This is a genomic window from Pectobacterium brasiliense, assembly GCF_016950255.1.
GTDB lineage: Bacteria > Pseudomonadota > Gammaproteobacteria > Enterobacterales > Enterobacteriaceae > Pectobacterium > Pectobacterium brasiliense.
This window is the reverse complement of record NZ_JACGFN010000001.1, coordinates 1,622,238-1,639,128: the sequence shown is the minus strand read 5'-3', so window position 1 is coordinate 1,639,128 and position 16,891 is coordinate 1,622,238. Positions and strand designations below refer to the sequence as shown.

At 54.0% G+C, this 16,891-nt stretch carries 14 protein-coding genes; 3 read left to right on the top strand and 11 right to left on the bottom strand.

Features of this window, described 5'->3' with window-relative positions:
• Nucleotides 1-11: 11 nt before the first annotated feature.
• Complete coding sequence (fur, locus tag H4F65_RS07235; protein ID WP_010285452.1) at nucleotides 12-461, bottom strand: ferric iron uptake transcriptional regulator; 450 nt, start codon at nucleotides 459-461, stop codon at nucleotides 12-14.
• A 331-nt stretch (nucleotides 462-792) separates the two neighbouring features.
• Nucleotides 793-1,320 (bottom strand): flavodoxin FldA, encoded by a 528-nt coding sequence (gene fldA / locus H4F65_RS07230; RefSeq protein WP_010285453.1) that lies wholly within the window; start codon nucleotides 1,318-1,320, stop codon nucleotides 793-795.
• Between the two features lie 884 nt (nucleotides 1,321-2,204).
• Here fldA and H4F65_RS07225 point away from each other — a divergent pair.
• A complete protein-coding gene (locus H4F65_RS07225; protein ID WP_010285455.1) occupies nucleotides 2,205-3,872 on the top strand; it encodes a methyl-accepting chemotaxis protein in 1,668 nt (555 codons plus the stop codon).
• Nucleotides 3,873-4,036: 164 nt separating this feature from the next.
• Here the strand turns inward: H4F65_RS07225 and ybfE are convergent, their stop codons facing one another.
• Both ybfE and ybfF read right to left on the bottom strand, forming a co-directional pair.
• Nucleotides 4,037-4,318: a LexA regulated protein gene (gene ybfE, locus H4F65_RS07220; RefSeq protein ID WP_010285457.1), complete on the bottom strand. Its 282-nt coding sequence runs from the start codon at nucleotides 4,316-4,318 to the stop codon at nucleotides 4,037-4,039.
• A 287-nt stretch (nucleotides 4,319-4,605) separates the two neighbouring features.
• On the bottom strand, nucleotides 4,606-5,373 hold the full coding sequence (gene ybfF, locus H4F65_RS07215; RefSeq protein WP_010285462.1) for an esterase: 768 nt from the start codon (nucleotides 5,371-5,373) through the stop codon (nucleotides 4,606-4,608).
• Nucleotides 5,374-5,634: 261 nt separating this feature from the next.
• Between ybfF and seqA the strand changes: the two genes are divergently transcribed.
• Entirely contained in the window at nucleotides 5,635-6,171 is a 537-nt protein-coding gene (gene seqA, locus H4F65_RS07210) for a replication initiation negative regulator SeqA (RefSeq protein WP_010285468.1), read from the top strand.
• Nucleotides 6,172-6,218: 47 nt separating this feature from the next.
• Complete coding sequence (gene pgm / locus H4F65_RS07205; protein ID WP_039319251.1) at nucleotides 6,219-7,862, top strand: phosphoglucomutase (alpha-D-glucose-1,6-bisphosphate-dependent); 1,644 nt, start codon at nucleotides 6,219-6,221, stop codon at nucleotides 7,860-7,862.
• Nucleotides 7,863-7,924: 62 nt separating this feature from the next.
• On the opposite strand, the gene H4F65_RS07200 is transcribed toward pgm, so the two are convergent.
• The 7 genes from H4F65_RS07200 to kdpF form a co-directional block, all read right to left on the bottom strand.
• Nucleotides 7,925-8,353 carry an EamA family transporter gene (locus H4F65_RS07200; RefSeq protein WP_010284963.1) on the bottom strand — a complete coding sequence of 143 codons (429 nt, stop codon included), beginning with the start codon at nucleotides 8,351-8,353 and terminating at the stop codon, nucleotides 7,925-7,927.
• A gap of 82 nt (nucleotides 8,354-8,435) precedes the next feature.
• Nucleotides 8,436-9,116: a two-component system response regulator KdpE gene (gene kdpE, locus H4F65_RS07195; RefSeq protein ID WP_010284964.1), complete on the bottom strand. Its 681-nt coding sequence runs from the start codon at nucleotides 9,114-9,116 to the stop codon at nucleotides 8,436-8,438.
• 5 nt (nucleotides 9,117-9,121) lie between these two features.
• The gene (gene kdpD / locus H4F65_RS07190) at nucleotides 9,122-11,884 is read right to left on the bottom strand and encodes a two-component system sensor histidine kinase KdpD (protein ID WP_010284965.1); all 2,763 of its coding nucleotides are present in this window, start codon (nucleotides 11,882-11,884) and stop codon (nucleotides 9,122-9,124) included.
• Between the two features lie 102 nt (nucleotides 11,885-11,986).
• The gene (gene kdpC, locus H4F65_RS07185; RefSeq protein ID WP_010284967.1) at nucleotides 11,987-12,562 is read right to left on the bottom strand and encodes a potassium-transporting ATPase subunit KdpC; all 576 of its coding nucleotides are present in this window, start codon (nucleotides 12,560-12,562) and stop codon (nucleotides 11,987-11,989) included.
• A gap of 19 nt (nucleotides 12,563-12,581) precedes the next feature.
• Nucleotides 12,582-14,726: a potassium-transporting ATPase subunit KdpB gene (gene kdpB, locus H4F65_RS07180; protein WP_010284970.1), complete on the bottom strand. Its 2,145-nt coding sequence runs from the start codon at nucleotides 14,724-14,726 to the stop codon at nucleotides 12,582-12,584.
• Between the two features lie 15 nt (nucleotides 14,727-14,741).
• Nucleotides 14,742-16,430: a potassium-transporting ATPase subunit KdpA gene (kdpA, locus tag H4F65_RS07175; RefSeq protein ID WP_010284972.1), complete on the bottom strand. Its 1,689-nt coding sequence runs from the start codon at nucleotides 16,428-16,430 to the stop codon at nucleotides 14,742-14,744.
• Entirely contained in the window at nucleotides 16,430-16,519 is a 90-nt protein-coding gene (kdpF, locus tag H4F65_RS07170; RefSeq protein WP_039312172.1) for a K(+)-transporting ATPase subunit F, read from the bottom strand. The genes kdpA and kdpF overlap by 1 nt, the downstream gene beginning before the upstream one ends.
• Nucleotides 16,520-16,891: the final 372 nt, after the last annotated feature.

Here is a 16,891-nt window from a genome sequence, read left to right as displayed (position 1 = left end):
ATGCGGTCGATTTATCGTGTTGAATCGTGCAGGGTTTCATCCTCTCGGCAATCCCCTTCACTGCAATGCCCATAAAGATAAAGACTGTGGTTGGACAGTTTAATGCCGTGTCTTTCTGCGATCTCACGCTGACGTGCTTCGATATATTCATCGCGGAATTCAATGACTTTGCCACAGTCGAGGCAAATTAAGTGATCGTGATGATGCTGCTGCGTCAATTCAAAGACGGATTTGCCACCTTCGAAGTTATGACGGGTTACGATACCCGCATCATCAAACTGGTTGAGTACGCGATAGACGGTAGCAAGACCAATCTCTTCGCCCATATCAATCAGTTTCTTATATAAATCTTCCGCACTGACGTGATGGCAGACAGGGTCCTGTAACACTTCCAGTATTTTCAGTCTTGGAAGAGTGACTTTCAGGCCGGCCTTCTTTAATGCGGTATTGTTGTCAGTCATGCGGGTTTAATCCTGTTGCTTACTTATCAATGGAGGCTGCCTAGCCTATGACATCGGTCGGCTCAAAAAAATGCAAAAGCGTCTCAATTATAGAACCGCGCATACAAAATGAAAACAAGGGAATGTTAACAATATTGTCCCCATTCACACTATTGGTATACAACGCAATTCGTTGTTGATGAATGAGGAAATGATGATGCACATACAAAGCCGATGGGATTATTGTACAGGTTTACTGATAGAAGTTAAAAAAATGTATCAATTATTATGAAAGGTTTTACCTATCAATGCTGTTTTCGGCTCTGATAGGGATTATCAGAGCCGAAATGGCTTAGCCAACCAGTTCTTTCAGGTTCAGCTCATCGCTGATCTGTTTCACCCACGTTGTTACGCGTTCGCTGGTCAGTTCAGGCTGACGGTCTTCATCGATAGCCAGGCCGATGAAGTGATTGTCGTCGGCGAGCCCTTTAGAGGCTTCAAAGTAATAGCCCTCTGTTGGCCAGTGGCCGACAATCGTCGCGCCGCGAGGCTCAATAATGTCACGGATGGTGCCCATGGCATCACAGAAGTATTCTGCATAGTCTTCCTGATCGCCGCAGCCAAACAGGGCAACCAATTTTCCTGTGAAATCCACTTCTTCCAGCGACGGGAAGAAGTCATCCCAATCGCACTGAGCTTCACCGTAATACCAGGTTGGAATACCCAGCAGCAGAATATCGAAACCTTCGAGGTCTTCTTTGCTGCTTTTGGCGATGTCATGAACATCAGCGACGTTGGTGCCTAACTGCTGTTGAATCGTTTTGGCGATGTTTTCAGTGTTGCCAGTATCACTGCCAAAGAATATTCCGATGAGTGCCATGAATTGAATAACCTCTTGATTCCTAATGGTATGGTGTAATATTTCACCCACTTATCTGTTAATAATAACAGACACTCACATCGGGAGAAACTCGTATCGGTAAGGATGCGTAAATCAAGAGTGTGTGGAATGCGAGGTAAGTCAGAAAACGAAAACATCTCTGCTGATACTAAACTCCCTATAATGAGTAGGGATTATGTTATCGTTTGAGATTACGCGCACATTCCCTTAATAGAGTTGCGGATATTTATTTATAACAGCGTTTCATTTTTTATGAATTTGCTTTTTATTTTATGGTTTGTTTCAATTGTAATTAAAAGCAGGCTTCTGTTTGTGAAGAATAAAGATCGCGTAATGGCTCATTACTATTCGTGGGGAATTAAAACGCGTACAAAAGATAATGTTTTATAGAGTTGAAAATTTGTAACATTTCGCGGGAATATTCTTAATAAATGGAAATAGTAATTATAACCATTTGCAGCTGAATCGATGGGGATCTATAAGAGATGGTTTTATTCTTTTGATGTTAAAGAATAAAATGAAGTTGCGTTCAAATTGCCTTTTCGCCTAATGACATACCCATGCCAACGCCCGCATGACGCGGGCGGCGGCGCATTCGCTTGCAACTCTATGATTAAAATACTTATATCTATAAAAATAGGTGCGTTTAGTCTCAGAATGAAAAATTATATTAATAAATATAGCGAGAATGCTAAATATTCTCGGCATTTAGCCGATGAGTTAGCGTGGTTTTTGAGTTTTCAACTCGGTGAAATGTGAACGCTAGGGAGAAGTGACTTGTTTCATGGTGTGAATTTTCTGATTCATATCGGTTGATGAGCGATAAAAATCTTTTTAACCATTTTCCTGATTTGGAGTTAGCTATGAAACTTATAAAAAATATTGCCATCAGAACCGCGATGCTGTGGGTGCTAGGCATTTTTTGTGTTCTTTGGGGTGGTGTATCCATATACACCATGTTCTCTTTTAAAGAGATGACGACGACCTCGAAAACCAGCACCTTGCTGGTTCAGAACATGAATTTTATCAACCAGGGCAACGATCAATATTTCCGTATGGTAACCCGTCTGGCGCGTGCGGTTGACGCTCGTCGCAGTGGTGATAATGCTACCGCAGATAAAGAGCAGGCTTCTGCACTTGTCGCGCTGGATAAACTGAAATCTGATTTGGTGGCGTTTAATGCTATCGATCATGCGGGTCTGGATGCTGCGCTGGTACAGGCGGTCAGCCGTGACTGGAATAACCTGGTGACTCAGGGCGTTGAACCGCTTTACCAGAAGGCCGCTGCCAACGCGCTGGATGACTACCAAAATCAGGCCAAGAACGTTGTGCCGCCATTGAGTCGTCAGTTTGGTGCCTCTCTCTCTGCATTCAGTCACGCCAGCGCAGAGAAATTTGATGCCGCAGGTGTTCGTTTTGAACAAATCACCACGATTGGACAGAACATTTTGCTGAGCGGGTTGATTATCGGCCTGATCATGCTGTTCCTGACTGACCGCTATCTGGTGGTGTGTCTGGTTCGTCCGTTAAACGATCTGCGCTATCACTTTGGTGTGATTGCTTCCGGCCACTTGGGCAAACCGATTCTGGACTTTGGTAATAACTGCGTCGGCCGCCTGTTCCCACTGCTGCGTGACATGCAGGGGAGTTTGGCTAGCACGGTTAGCACGATCAGAAACAGCACGGATTCCATCTATCAAGGGGCTTCTGAGATTGCCGCAGGCAACAACGATCTGTCTTCACGTACCGAAGAGCAAGCTTCCGCACTGGAAGAAACGGCGGCGAGCATGGAGCAATTGACTGCAACGGTGAAACAGAACGCCGAAAACGCCAACCACGCCAGCCAACTGGCATTACAAGCCTCAACAACGGCGAAGAAGGGCGGTGAAATCGTTGAGAACGTGGTGAAAACCATGGCGGAAATCTCCGGCAGCTCGAGAAAAATTGCAGAGATCACCACCGTGATTAACGGCATCGCGTTCCAGACCAACATTCTGGCGCTGAACGCGGCGGTAGAAGCCGCGCGTGCGGGTGAACAAGGCCGCGGGTTTGCCGTGGTGGCGGGCGAAGTCCGCAGCCTGGCGCAGCGTAGTGCGCAGGCTGCGAAAGAGATTGAAGGGCTGATTTCTGAGTCTGTTCGCTGTGTGGATACCGGCTCAAATCTGGTTAGCGACGCGGGTGACACCATGCAGGATATCGTTCGTGCGGTGACGAACGTGACGGATATCATGGGTGAAATTGCGTCGGCCTCGGAAGAGCAGAGCAAAGGGATTGCTCAGGTTGGTCAAGCCGTGGCGGAAATGGACAGCGTAACGCAGCAAAATGCCGCGTTGGTTGAACAGGCCTCGTCAGCCGCGTTGTCACTGGAAGAACAAGCGGCCCTGCTGAACCAGACTGTGTCGCTGTTCCAACTGTCCGATGCGCAATCAAAACTGCAAGTGGCCGCAAAACCCGTGCAGAAAACGCAGGTGATTGCCCCGCGTGCAGGCAAAGCACTGCCAGCCAGTAACGACAACTGGGAAAAGTTTTAAGCGTCGTTCAAGAGCCTGATATAGGCTCTTAATCTGGGATGGCGTGTTTAATCTTGGATTAACGTTCAGGCGGCGTCAGAAATGGCGCCGCACAAGATGTGAATACTGCATTACTGAATACTACGTTATTAACACCGCGTTATCTGAATGTCGCGCTGTGCCCATCAGGATTGCTGTTCGGCCAGCTGCGCCAGCAGCATCTCTTCAATCAACTCACTGCGGCTAATGTTCCGCTCTTCAGCAAGGCTGTTCAGGATATCGACGGCATCGCTGTTAATCTTTAATTCAACACGTCGCAACCCACGAACTTTATCGCGACGTAGTTGATTACGCTTGTTAATTCTTAGTTGTTCGTCACGCGTGAGCGGGTTGGTCTTGGGGCGGCCCGGACGACGCTCGTCTGCGAACAGATCCAGTGTGGTGCGATCCGTTTGTTCTTTTGCCATAAGTAATGATACTGCAAGGTATTCGGACCAAAATACACCGCGCTGCCCGTCTTGTTCAAAAGATACAACCGATGCCTATTCTCATCCTGCTACAGGTGTCAGGTGGCGGTTTTCTATCTGTGAAACATGTTGGGAGTGATGCGTGCATTTTGATGAAGTGGTTACAATGCTTGTGGCTGAATCAGCCGTCCCTCTACTGCGTGCGCCATCATACCCTAGCCGCACTGGCGGCGACAACGGTTAACTGCCGCCGTTATCATGAATCCGCCAGTGTCAGTGCCGTCTGGTTAATTCGTGTCCAGAAAACGGTGGATAGCGCGCAAAACCGCATCGGGTTTTTCTGAATGAACCCAGTGTCCAGCACCGCTGATCACATGCGCACGCGCCGCCGGGAATTGACGCAATAGCGCATCGCGGTAGGAATCGTCCAGATAGGGAGAATCGCCGCCGCGAATGAACAGGATGGGTCCTTGCCAGGACGGAACCTCTTGCCAGCCAACGATGTTTTCGTACTCATCCCACAGCACCGGCACGTTAAAACGCCACTCTCCCTGTTGGAAGGATTTCAGCAAAAACTGAATCACGCCGTCTTCCTTTATGTGCTGGCGCATGAGTGTTGTCGCTTCTGCTCGTGATGTCACACCCGCTTCCGTTACGGCACGCAGTGCGGCAAAGATAGTGTCGTGGCGGCGCACCTGATAATCCACCGGTGCGATATCAATGGCGACCAGTTTGTCCAACCGTTCGGGAATGAGCGCGCTGAGCGCCATAGCGACTTTTCCGCCCATTGAATGCCCAATAACGATAGCGCGTTCGATGTTCAGTTCATCCAGTAATGCCAGCACATCCTGCGCCATCGCGGGGTAGTTCATCTGTGATGAACGCGGCGACAAACCGTGATTACGTAAATCGATTTGCAGAATGTCATGCGTGTTTTGCAAATCCCGGCCCAATACGCCAAGGTTATCTAATGTACCAAACAGGCCATGAATCAGGACGACAGGGAGGTTATCTGTGGGCTGGTGCGCATTTTGCCAGCGATGATTCAATTTCATGGTGAAGTTCATTCAGAGAGACATGGGCTTAGGGTATCATGACTTTAGAATGAATGTTGTCACTGAAGGGGCAGCAAGGAATGAAAGGCTTTGGGGCATAGTCTGACTTTTGCTATTGTCCCATTATGCCGCTGTTCGATAATGTTTGAACGCCTGTATAATCCTTTTGATTTGAGTCATCTATCCATCGATGTCGGGTTACAGAAGGGAAAATGTCTCTGTAATTTGCATGGTAATGGGTAAAAACAGCACTGGATAAAGATGAAAACTATTGAAGTCGACGAAGAGCTTTATCGTTATATTGCCAGCCACACACAGCATATTGGTGAGAGCGCATCAGATATTTTACGGCGCATGCTGAAATTTACCGCTGGGCAACCTGTCACAACGCCTGCGGTAGCGAGTGCCGCAACGACGACGTCTCAGCCTGCCGCTGCACCGAGCCCGCGCGACCGGGTACGAACCCTGCGTGAGCTGCTGCTGTCGGATGAATACGCTGAACAGAATAAAGCCATCAATCGCTTTATGCTGGTTCTGTCCACGCTGTATACCTTATCGCCGCAGGAATTTGCTGCCGCGACAGAATCTCTTCATGGCCGCACCCGCGTCTATTTCGCGGGCGACCAGCAAACGTTGCTTCAGCATGGCACACACACCAAGCCCAAACATATTCCAGGCACGCCATACTGGGTGATTACCAACACGAATACCGGTCGTAAACGCAGCATGGTTGAGCACATCATGCTGACGATGCAGTTCCCAGCGGAACTGACAGAAAAAGTGTGCGGCACTATCTAATTATCTATTAACCACTTATCTAACTACAGCGTTAGGGAGAAGCGCCAATGGCTAATCACCCAAGGGCCGGACAGCCTGCCCAGCAGAGCGATTTGATTAATGTGGCACAGTTAACGTCACAATATTATGTGCTGCGCCCGGAAGTCGGCAACACAGCGCACGCGGTGAAATTCGGTACGTCTGGCCATCGCGGTAGCGCGGGGCGTCATAGCTTTAATGAACCGCATATTCTGGCGATTGCGCAGGCGATTGCAGAAGAGCGTAAAAAGCAAGGCATCAGCGGCCCGTGCTATGTCGGTAAAGATACTCACGCGCTCTCCGAGCCAGCGTTTATCTCCGTGCTGGAAGTGTTGGCTGCCAACGGCGTGGATGTGATCGTTCAGTTGGATAATGGTTTTACCCCAACGCCTGCGGTGTCTAACGCGATTCTGGTTCACAATCGTCAGGGCGGTGCGCTGGCGGACGGCATTGTGATTACGCCGTCCCACAACCCGCCGGAAGATGGTGGGATCAAATATAATCCGCCAAACGGTGGCCCGGCAGATACCAACCTCACTAGCGTGATTGAGACGCGTGCGAATGCGCTGCTGGCGGATGAACTACGTGACGTGAAGCGGATTACGCTGGATCAGGCATTGAACAGCGGACACGTCCATGAACAGGATCTGGTTCAGGCCTATGTCGAAGGGCTGGCTAGCGTGGTGGACATGGCGGCGATCCAACGTGCGGGTCTGAAGTTGGGTGTCGACCCGCTGGGCGGTTCCGGCATTGCCTACTGGCAGCGTATCGCAGAGCACTACAAGCTGGATCTGACGCTGGTGAACGATGCCGTCGATCAGACATTCCGCTTTATGTCGCTGGATCACGATGGGGTGATCCGTATGGACTGCTCGTCAGAGTTTGCCATGGCTGGGCTGCTGGCGCTGCGTGACAAATTCGATCTGGCGTTTGCCAACGATCCTGACTATGACCGCCACGGTATTGTCACGCCTTCCGGGCTGATGAACCCGAACCACTATCTGGCGGTAGCGATCAACTATCTGTTCCAGCACCGTCCTCAGTGGGGACAATCTGTTGCTGTCGGCAAAACGCTGGTATCCAGTGCGATGATCGATCGCGTAGTGGCAGATTTGGGTCGTAAGCTGGTGGAAGTGCCGGTTGGCTTCAAATGGTTCGTTGATGGTTTGTATGACGGCAGCTTTGGCTTCGGTGGTGAAGAGAGCGCGGGGGCGTCTTTCCTGCGCTTTGACGGCACGCCGTGGTCGACGGACAAAGACGGCATCATTCTGTGTCTGCTGGCGGCGGAAATTACGGCCGTGACGGGTAAAAACCCGCAGCAGCACTATGATGAGCTGGCACAGCGTTTTGGCGCGCCGAGCTACAACCGTATTCAGGCTTCCGCGACGCATGCGCAAAAAGCGGTGCTGTCTAAGCTGTCACCTGAGCAGGTATCAGCCAGCACGCTGGCGGGCGATCCGATTACTGCACGCCTGACCGCTGCGCCGGGTAATGGTGCATCGATTGGCGGCCTGAAAGTGATGACGGAAAACGGCTGGTTTGCTGCACGTCCTTCCGGTACGGAAGAAGCCTACAAGATCTACTGTGAAAGTTTCCTCGGGGCGGAACACCGCGAGCGAATCGAGAAAGAAGCGGTAGAAATTGTCAGTGCGGTACTCGCAACGGCTAAATAAGTGAAAAGGCGCTGCTTGCAGCGCCTTTTTTATCTTGTACGGACAGAAAACGCAGAACGCCTTTATCCCAACGCGACCAGTAGCGCTCCGACGGAAATCAGCGCCACGCCGGCTCCCGCCATCAGCGAAATTTTCTCTCCCAGCAGAATGACTGCCAGCACGACCGCGAAGACCACGCTGAGCTTATCGATCGGCGCGACCTGTGCGACGTTACCGTTCTTCAACGCCACAAAGTAAAATAGCCACGACAGCGCACCAGCAACGCCGCTGAGCACAATGAACAACAGCGCTTTCTTATTGGCGACAATCTCACCGACCAGCGCCAGCTTACCCTGTGCGACCACCACGCCCACCAGGAAAAGTGCCATAATGACGGCACGAATTGCGGTCGCCGTATTGGCGTCCAAATTTTGCAGACCGATCTTGCCAAATATCGCGACCATCGCGGCACATACAGCAGACAGCAAGGCGTAAATTAACCAACTACTCATGACGGTGTATTCCTGAAGAAAAGACAGGCACGTACTGCGGGAGAGGTTCCCCACGGACGTTGCCTAATACAGGAAGATGATTTTACGGCATAAAACGATAGCCGATAGCGGTTTCAGTCAAGAGATGGCGCGGTCTTGCCGGATCGCTTTCCAGCTTCTGGCGCAGGTGCCCCATATAAATGCGCAGATAGTGGCTGTGCTCGACGGCGTTCGGCCCCCAAACCTGCGTCAGGAGTTGACGTTGCGTCAGCACTTTGCCGGGGTTGGCGAGCAGCGTTGCCAGCAGGCGAAATTCGATGGGCGTCAGGTGCAGTTCCTGACCGTCGCGATTCACCTGCCGATTAAGTAAATCGACAGTAATATTCCCGAAGCTCACCAGCGGCGTTTCCTGCTGTGTATTGCTATGACGCCGCAGCGCGACGCGCAACCGTGCCAGCAGTTCGCCGATGCCGAACGGTTTGGTCAGGTAATCATCGGCACCCGCATCCAGCGCGTCTATTTTATCCTGCTCGTCGGTGCGGGCAGACAGCACAATCACGGGCAGGCTGCTCCACTGGCGTAAATCGCGGATGTAGTCGATACCGTTGCCGTCCGGCAGGCCCAAATCGAGAATAATCAGATCGGGCTTACGCGTGGCCGCTTCCAGCAAACCGCGCTGCATCGTTTCTGCGTCAAACACGCGACAGCCTTCGCCTTCCAGCGCCTGACGAACAAAACGACGAATCTCTTTTTCATCCTCAACGATCAGAATAGTGGCCTGCAATGGATTCAGTGCTCCTCAATATCTTCCGGCTCGAGATCCGGCGGTGCCGATAGTGGTAACGTGAAGTGGAAAGCTGCACCGCCGCTTTCCGCATTCGTTGCCCAGATACGGCCGCCGTGAATTTCCACAATTGCCCGACAGATCGCCAGCCCCAGCCCCACGCCGGGAATCGACGACTCTTTGTGACCACGGGAAAATTTATCAAAAATCATGTTTTCTTGACCAGGCTCAATCCCCGGGCCATTGTCCTGCACGATGATTTCCAACGCATTTTCCTGCGTACCGGGCTGCGAGGCTGTGTTCTCTGCAATAAGGCTGGTGGGAATAACGCTCGCCGAAATCGCGATCGTGGCCTGCTCTCCGGCGTACTTTAGCGCATTCTCCAGCAGGTTAATGAACACGCGTTCCATCAGCCCCGCATCACAATAAACCAGAACCATCTCATCAGGTAGATTAACCTGAATGGTGTTTTTCGCCAGCGCGCTTTCCAGCTGTTGCAGGGCACTGCCGATGAGTTCCTCCGGCGTTTGCCACTCTTTGCGCAGGTTAAAGCCGTCCGACTGAATACGCGCCATATCGAGCAAATTATTCACCAGCCGCGTGGTGTTTAAAATGTGCTGGCGAATCTGGTTGGCCTGCTGAGCATAAGGCGATCCTTCGCTCGCCAGATTCAACGTCAGAATCTCGGCCTGACCAAAAAGGACAGTCAGCGGCGTGCGAAGGTCGTGTGAGAGCGCGGCAAGCAGCGAGTTACGCAACTGCTCACGCTCGGCATCCAGCCGGGCATTTTCCGTACTTTGCATCAGATGCAGACGCTCCAACGCATTGGCGATCAGCACGGTAAAGGTTTCCAGCAGGCGCTGCTGTTCGGGGATCATCAGTTGGCGGGCGTTATTGGGCTCGATCGCTAACACGCCGAAGATTTGCTGTGTGGTGGCGAGCGGCAGGATCTGATACGACACGCCGGGTAGGGTGGACGTTCCCGCTCCGGCCGGCGCGCGATGATCGAAGCTCCAGCGGGCGATAGCACGATCGACAATCAACTGCTGACCGTCCCGCGCAGGCTGCGTGAGTTCAGCGGAAGTATGATGCAGGCTGTCTGCAAGTAGAACCGCGATTCTGGCCTGAAACGTCGTGCTGAGAAAATGCTGGCTGGCTTTGACAATATCGGCGCTGGACAGGCTGCGGTTCAGCGCCTTGGACATCTCATACAGATGGCGGACGCGCTGCTCGCGATAGCGGGCGACTCTGGCCTGATAGCGCACGCCAGCGGTCAGATTACCGACCAGCAGGCCGACGCCAAGCATCACGGCAAAGGTGACCAGATATTGCGCATCCGACACGGCAAACGTGCCGCGCGGTAGAATAAAGAAGAGATCAAAACTGGCGACGTTGATGACGGCGGCGAACACCGACGGCCAGCGGCCAAAGAAGAGCGCGACGATCACTACGGCCAGCAGATAAATCATCACCAGATTGACCGGCTCCAGCATGGCGAACGGCGACCATGACGCGAGGAGAGTGATAAAGGCGCACAGCAGCGTGGCGAGCCCGCAGCCAAACAGCTGCATACGCCATTTTTCTACTATCCCGCGGGCATCAGGCGTTTTAATCGGTGTGGCTGGCGCGTCATCCTGCACGGCCACCACGACCAGATCGAGATCCGGCCCCAGTCGGCCGAGCCGTTCGGCAAAGCGGGTGCGCCACCACCAGCCGAAGCGCTGCTCTACGTGGCGGCCAATAACGATCTTACCGAGATTATGTTCACGCGCATAGCGCAGGACGGCAAGCTCTTCGTCGGGTTCAGATAGCGTAACGGTTTCTGCCCCTAAATCCTGTGCCAGCTTGAGCGCCCGCAAGATGGCGCGCCGCTGCGGTTCAGGCAAGCGGTGCAAACGCGGCGTTTCGACGTAAACGGCGTGCCAGGCGCTGCCCAACCGTGCCGCCAGCCGCGCAGCCGTACGCACCAGTTTTTCATTACCCGTGCCGTGGCCGATGCATAACAGAATGGCATCGCGCGTATGCCAGACCTGTTCGCGTCCTTTCCCGGCACGCATGGCGCGCATTTGATCGTCAACCCGATCCGCCATGCGCCGCAGCGCCAGCTCACGCAGGGCGATCAAATTACCTTTACGGAAAAAATTCTCGACGGCGCGCTCGGCCTGCAGCGGCAGATACACTTTGCCCTCATTCAGGCGCTGACGTAGATCGTCCGGCGGCAAGTCCACCAGAATGACTTCGCTGGCCTGATCGAAGATAGGATCCGGTACGGTTTCCCGTACCCGAATTCCCGTGACGCCGCCGACCACATCGTTCAGGCTTTCCAGATGCTGAACGTTCACTGTCGTAAAGACGTCGATACCGGCATCGAGCAGTTCCTGCACGTCCTGCCAGCGTTTTGGGTGGCGAGAGCCGTTGACGTTACTGTGCGCCAGTTCGTCGATCAGAATCAGCGCCGGACAGCGCGCCAGCGCCGCATCCAGATCGAATTCGACAGTATGGCGGCCGTGGTGGCGAAAATGCTTGAGCGGCAGCAGCGGTAAGCCATCCAGCAGCGCAGCGGTTTCGCTACGGCCGTGGGTTTCGACCACGCCGACAAGGATATCCAATCCTTGAGCGCGTAGCCGCTGGGCTTCCTGCAACATGGCATAGGTTTTCCCGACGCCCGCGCAGGCACCAAAAAAGATTTTTAGCTTGCCGCGCGGTGGCGCACCGACCTGAGCCAGCAGGCTATCGGGATCCGGGCGACGATCTTCACCGTCAATCATGTTCTATCCCTTATTAGCGCGGCCTGAACCGTGGTCAGGCCGCAGCAAAGACGGCGGGGAGTCTGGCTCCCCGTATAATCATTAATAGTAACGCACTGCCGATTAAGGCAGGGGTTTTTCCTTATCCAGTGCCAGATTCAGCAACAGGACATTGACCGCCGGCTGCCCAATGAACGCAGGTCTACTCGTTTCGGTAAAGCGATCGATCAGTTGCTGCACCTGTTGGAGCGACATTCCTCTGGCCTGCGCGATGTAGATCGCCTGATAGCGCGCGGCCTCTGGGGAAATCTGCGGATCCAGACCGCTGCCGGATGCCGTCAACAGTTCAGCAGGCACCGGCTGCTGATTGCCAACCGCCTGATGCCAGTGAGCGGCGCGTTCGCCGATCTGTTTGTCCAGCGCCGGATTGCTGGCGGCCAGATTGCTACCACCGGACGCCAGCGCGTTATAAGGCGCATCTGACGTGGCGGACGGACGCCCCTGAAAATAGCCAGGCCGACTGAACGTCTGCCCGATCAGAGATGACCCCACGGCGGTATTCTCACGGTAAATCAGCGATCCGTTTGCCTGTGTTGGGAACAGCCACTGTGCCAGCACCGTTGTCAGTAGCGGGTAGGCCAGACCGGTAGCCAGCAGTAATAATAAGAATAAAAACAAAGAGGAACGTAAATAGCGCATAGCGTATACCCGTCAGTCCTTAAGCCAGATTCAGCCCAGTCAGCAACATATCAATCAGCTTGATACCGAGGAACGGCACCAGCAGCCCGCCAAGACCATAAATCCACAGATTGCGGCTTAACTGCGCCGCGGCGCTCATGGGGCGATAGCGAATCCCTTTGAGCGCGAGCGGGATCAGAAACACGATAATCAGCGCATTGAAGATCACCGCCGACAGCATGGCCGAAGTGGGGGAATGCAACTGCATCACGTTGAGCGCATTGAGCTGCGGATAAGTGGCAGCAAACGCAGCTGGGATAATGGCGAAGTACTTCGCCACATCGTTGGCGATACTGAACGTGGTCAGTGAGCCGCGTGTCATCAGCATCTGCTTACCGATGTGCACGACTTCGATCAGCTTGGTTGGATTGGAGTCCAAATCAACCATGTTGCCCGCTTCCTTTGCTGCCTGCGTGCCGGAGTTCATGGCCACCGCCACATCGGCCTGCGCTAGCGCGGGGGCATCGTTCGTGCCGTCGCCCGTCATTGCCACCAGTCGACCTTCGGCCTGATACTGGCGGATCAGCGCCAGCTTGGTTTCCGGTGTCGCTTCCGCCAGAAAATCATCGACGCCAGCTTCTGCGGCAATCGCCGCTGCCGTGAGCGGGTTGTCGCCGGTGATCATCACGGTTTTGATCCCCATACTGCGCAGCTCGGCAAAGCGCTCTTTGATGCCGCTTTTCACGATATCTTTCAGCTCCACCACGCCAAGCACGCGCTTGCCTTCTGCAACGACCAGCGGCGTCCCTCCGCTGCGAGCGACGTTGGAGACGGCTTCTTCGACCTGATGCGGGAAGTCACCGTTGTTCGCTTCAATGTAGCGACGCAGGGCATCGACGGCACCTTTACGAATGGTGCGCTGACCAACATTGACGCCGCTCATGCGCGTCTGAGCCGTAAAGGGGACAAAAGTCGCGTCCAGCGACGTTAAGTCTTGTTCCGCCAGAGTAAAGCGCTGCTTAGCCAGCACCACGATGCTGCGGCCTTCGGGCGTTTCATCGGCTAAGGAGGCAAGACGCGCGGCGTCAGCCAGCGCCTGTTCGGTCACACCCGGTGCGGGCAGGAAAGCCGAAGCCTGACGGTTGCCCAACGTAATGGTGCCGGTTTTATCCAGCAGCAGAACGTCAATATCGCCCGCCGCTTCGACGGCACGCCCGCTGGTAGCAATCACGTTAGCACCCAGCATCCGGCTCATCCCTGCCACGCCGATAGCCGACAACAGGCCACCGATGGTGGTGGGGATCAGACAGACGAGCAGGGCGACAAGCACGGTCACGCCGACAACATCGCCGCTGTTATTGGCCTGCACGCCAAACCAGGAGAACGGGTAGAGTGTGGCCGTTACCAGCAGGAAAATCAGTGTCAGTTCGATCAGCAGAATGGTCAGCGCGATCTCGTTCGGCGTTTTCCGGCGCTGTGCTCCTTCGACCATGGCAATCATCCGGTCGAGGAACGTTTCGCCGGGATTGACGCTGCACTGAATCACCAGCCAGTCGGACAGCACGCGTGTGCCGCCGGTGACGGAGGCGAAATCGCCGCCGGACTCGCGGATTACCGGCGCGGACTCCCCTGTGATGGCGCTTTCATCGACGGACGCGCCGCCTTCCAGCACTTCACCGTCGCACGGAATGGTTTCACCCGCGCTCACCAGCACAATATCGCCCTTGCGCAGGCTATCGGCTGGGACCGATTCCGAGCTGGCATCGTGATGCGGCGCGGCGAGCTTGTTAGCCCAACTGGTTTTCTTAACGCCTTTCAGCGCATTTGCCTGCGCCTTACTGCGACCTTCCGCCAGTGCTTCGGCCATGTTGGCGAACAGCACGGTAAACCACAGCCAGAGTGATACCAGCCCGGTAAACACGGCGTTTCCTTCCGTTTTACCTGCCAGAATCGCCAGCCAGACGAGGGTCGTCAGCATACTGCCGAGATACACCACGAACATGACCGGATTGCGCCACTGCACGCGCGGATCGAGTTTCTTCAGCGCATCTTTCAGCGCCGAACGGATTAACGCTCTGTCAAACAGTGCTTGCTGTTTACGTTTGCCAACGTGGCGGGAAGCCTCGCCCTGCTGGGCAGAGGCCGGTTCCTGTGTTGCCTGATGATTCATCGTGTGACGAGTCATAAAAAGTCTCCAGCCTTAGTGAGTCAGGCCGAACTGTAAATGTTCAGCGACTGGCCCTAACGCCAGTGCAGGGATAAACGTCAGTGCGCCAATCAGCAGGACGATAGCGATGAGCATGCCGATAAACAGCGGACTACGAGTAGACAATGAGCCTTTACTTTCCGGCTGGCGCTTTTTCACGACCAGCGAACCGGCGATAGCCAGCACCGGCAGCATGACGGCAAAGCGGCCCAGCAGCATGGCGACAGCGAGCAGAACGTTATAGAACGGTGTGTTGACGCTCAGGCCGGCAAACGCGCTGCCGTTGTTGTTCGCGGCGGAGGACACGGCATAGAGCACTTCGCTAAAGCCGTGTGCGCCGGGGTTCAGAATGCCGCTGCGTCCGGCTTCCGTACTCAGCGCCAGCGCGGTGCCGAGTAGCACTAACGCAGGAGGAATCAGAATCGCCAGCGCCGTCATCTTCATCTCATAGACTTCGATCTTTTTGCCCAGATATTCCGGCGAACGGCCAATCATCAGGCCGGCAATAAAGACAGTCAGAAGTACGAACAGCAGCATGCCGTATAGGCCAGAACCGACACCGCCGAACACCACTTCGCCAATCTGCATCAGCCACATGGGAACCATGCCGCCGAGGGCGGTGAAAGAATCGTGCATCGCGTTTACCGCGCCCGTCGAGGTCGCCGTGGTGACAACCGCATACAGGCTGGACGTCAGAACGCCAAAACGCGTCTCTTTACCTTCCAGATTCGCGGCGCTGTCCGCGCCTAGTGCCAGCAGATGCGGGTTACCGTTGACCTCCATTTTCATCACGACGGCAGCGGCGACGATAAAGATCAGCGCCATCGCCCACAGCAGCGCGTGGCCCTGACGCTTGTCGCTCACGGCTTTGCCAAAGGCGAAGCACAGCGCAGTAGGAATCAACAAGATCGCCAGCATTTGCACGATGTTGCTCAGCGCGGTCGGGTTTTCAAACGGGTGCGCCGAGTTAGCGCCAAAGAAACCGCCGCCGTTGGTGCCGAGCAGTTTAATGGCTTCCTGTGAAGCAACGGGCCCCATCGGCAGCGTTTGGGCTGCGCCGTCTAGGGTGGTTAGATGCTGATAAGGCAGCAGGTTCTGCAACACGCCCTGACTGACAAAAAACAGCGCCAGCAGCAGGGACAGCGGCAGCAGCACATACAGCGTGATACGAAACAGATCGAGCCACGCGTTGCCTAGCGTGTCGACGCAGCGACGGGAAAATGCGCGGATTAACGCGAAAGCGACGGCGATGCCGCTGGCAGCGGACAGGAAATTTTGTACCGTTAGGCCAACCATCTGGCTCAGATAGCTCAGCGTGTTTTCACCGCTGTAAGCCTGCCAGTTGGTGTTGGTGACAAAGCTGATTGCCGTGTTTAACGCCAAATGCCACGACAACCCCGGCATATTTTCTGGGTTAAGCGGCAGAGTCCCCTGCGCCATTAACAGGACAAACAGGACGGCAATGCCGATCAGGTTAAGCGTCAGAATAGCCGCCGCATACTGCTGCCAGCGCATCTCCGTCGTATCGAAAGCGAAAAGGCGCGCCGCTCCTGATTCAAACTTTTGCAAGAGCGCACCCGTTTCGCCCTCAATCAGACGGGCCAGTCCGCTGCTCAGCGGCTGAGCGACAATCAGCACCGTGAGCAACAGACCAAAGATCAGTAAAAAAGCGTCAGCGGCCATCAGAATTCCTCCGCCTTCAACAAGGCATAAACCAGATACACCAGTAACAGCAGCACGATCAGGCCGCCTAAGACGATGCTAAGCGTCACAACACACCTCCAGAACAAAATAGACAGCGTCAGGGTAGGAAAACGCAGGAAAAGAAGGTGCAAATTTCCCGTCTGTAGGCGTAAAAAAAGTATAAAAATGGGCTGAAAAGTAGACGGTGGAAGCGGTAATGGCACTACGGTGCCAACAACATCGTTTGCGGTGGGAAGGTGGTATCAAGAGAAAGGGATAAAGTGATCCAATCTAAAACCATAAATTAACTAATGATAAGTTTGTTTTTAACGTTGTTGTAACTTAATGACGTGATGACGAAAAAATTGGCGATTATTTCATCTTTTACTGGTCAGATGAGTAGTAAACTTTCAGAAAAGGCGGTAAAATTTTAACCAATATCACAGTTCTTATTTTATCGT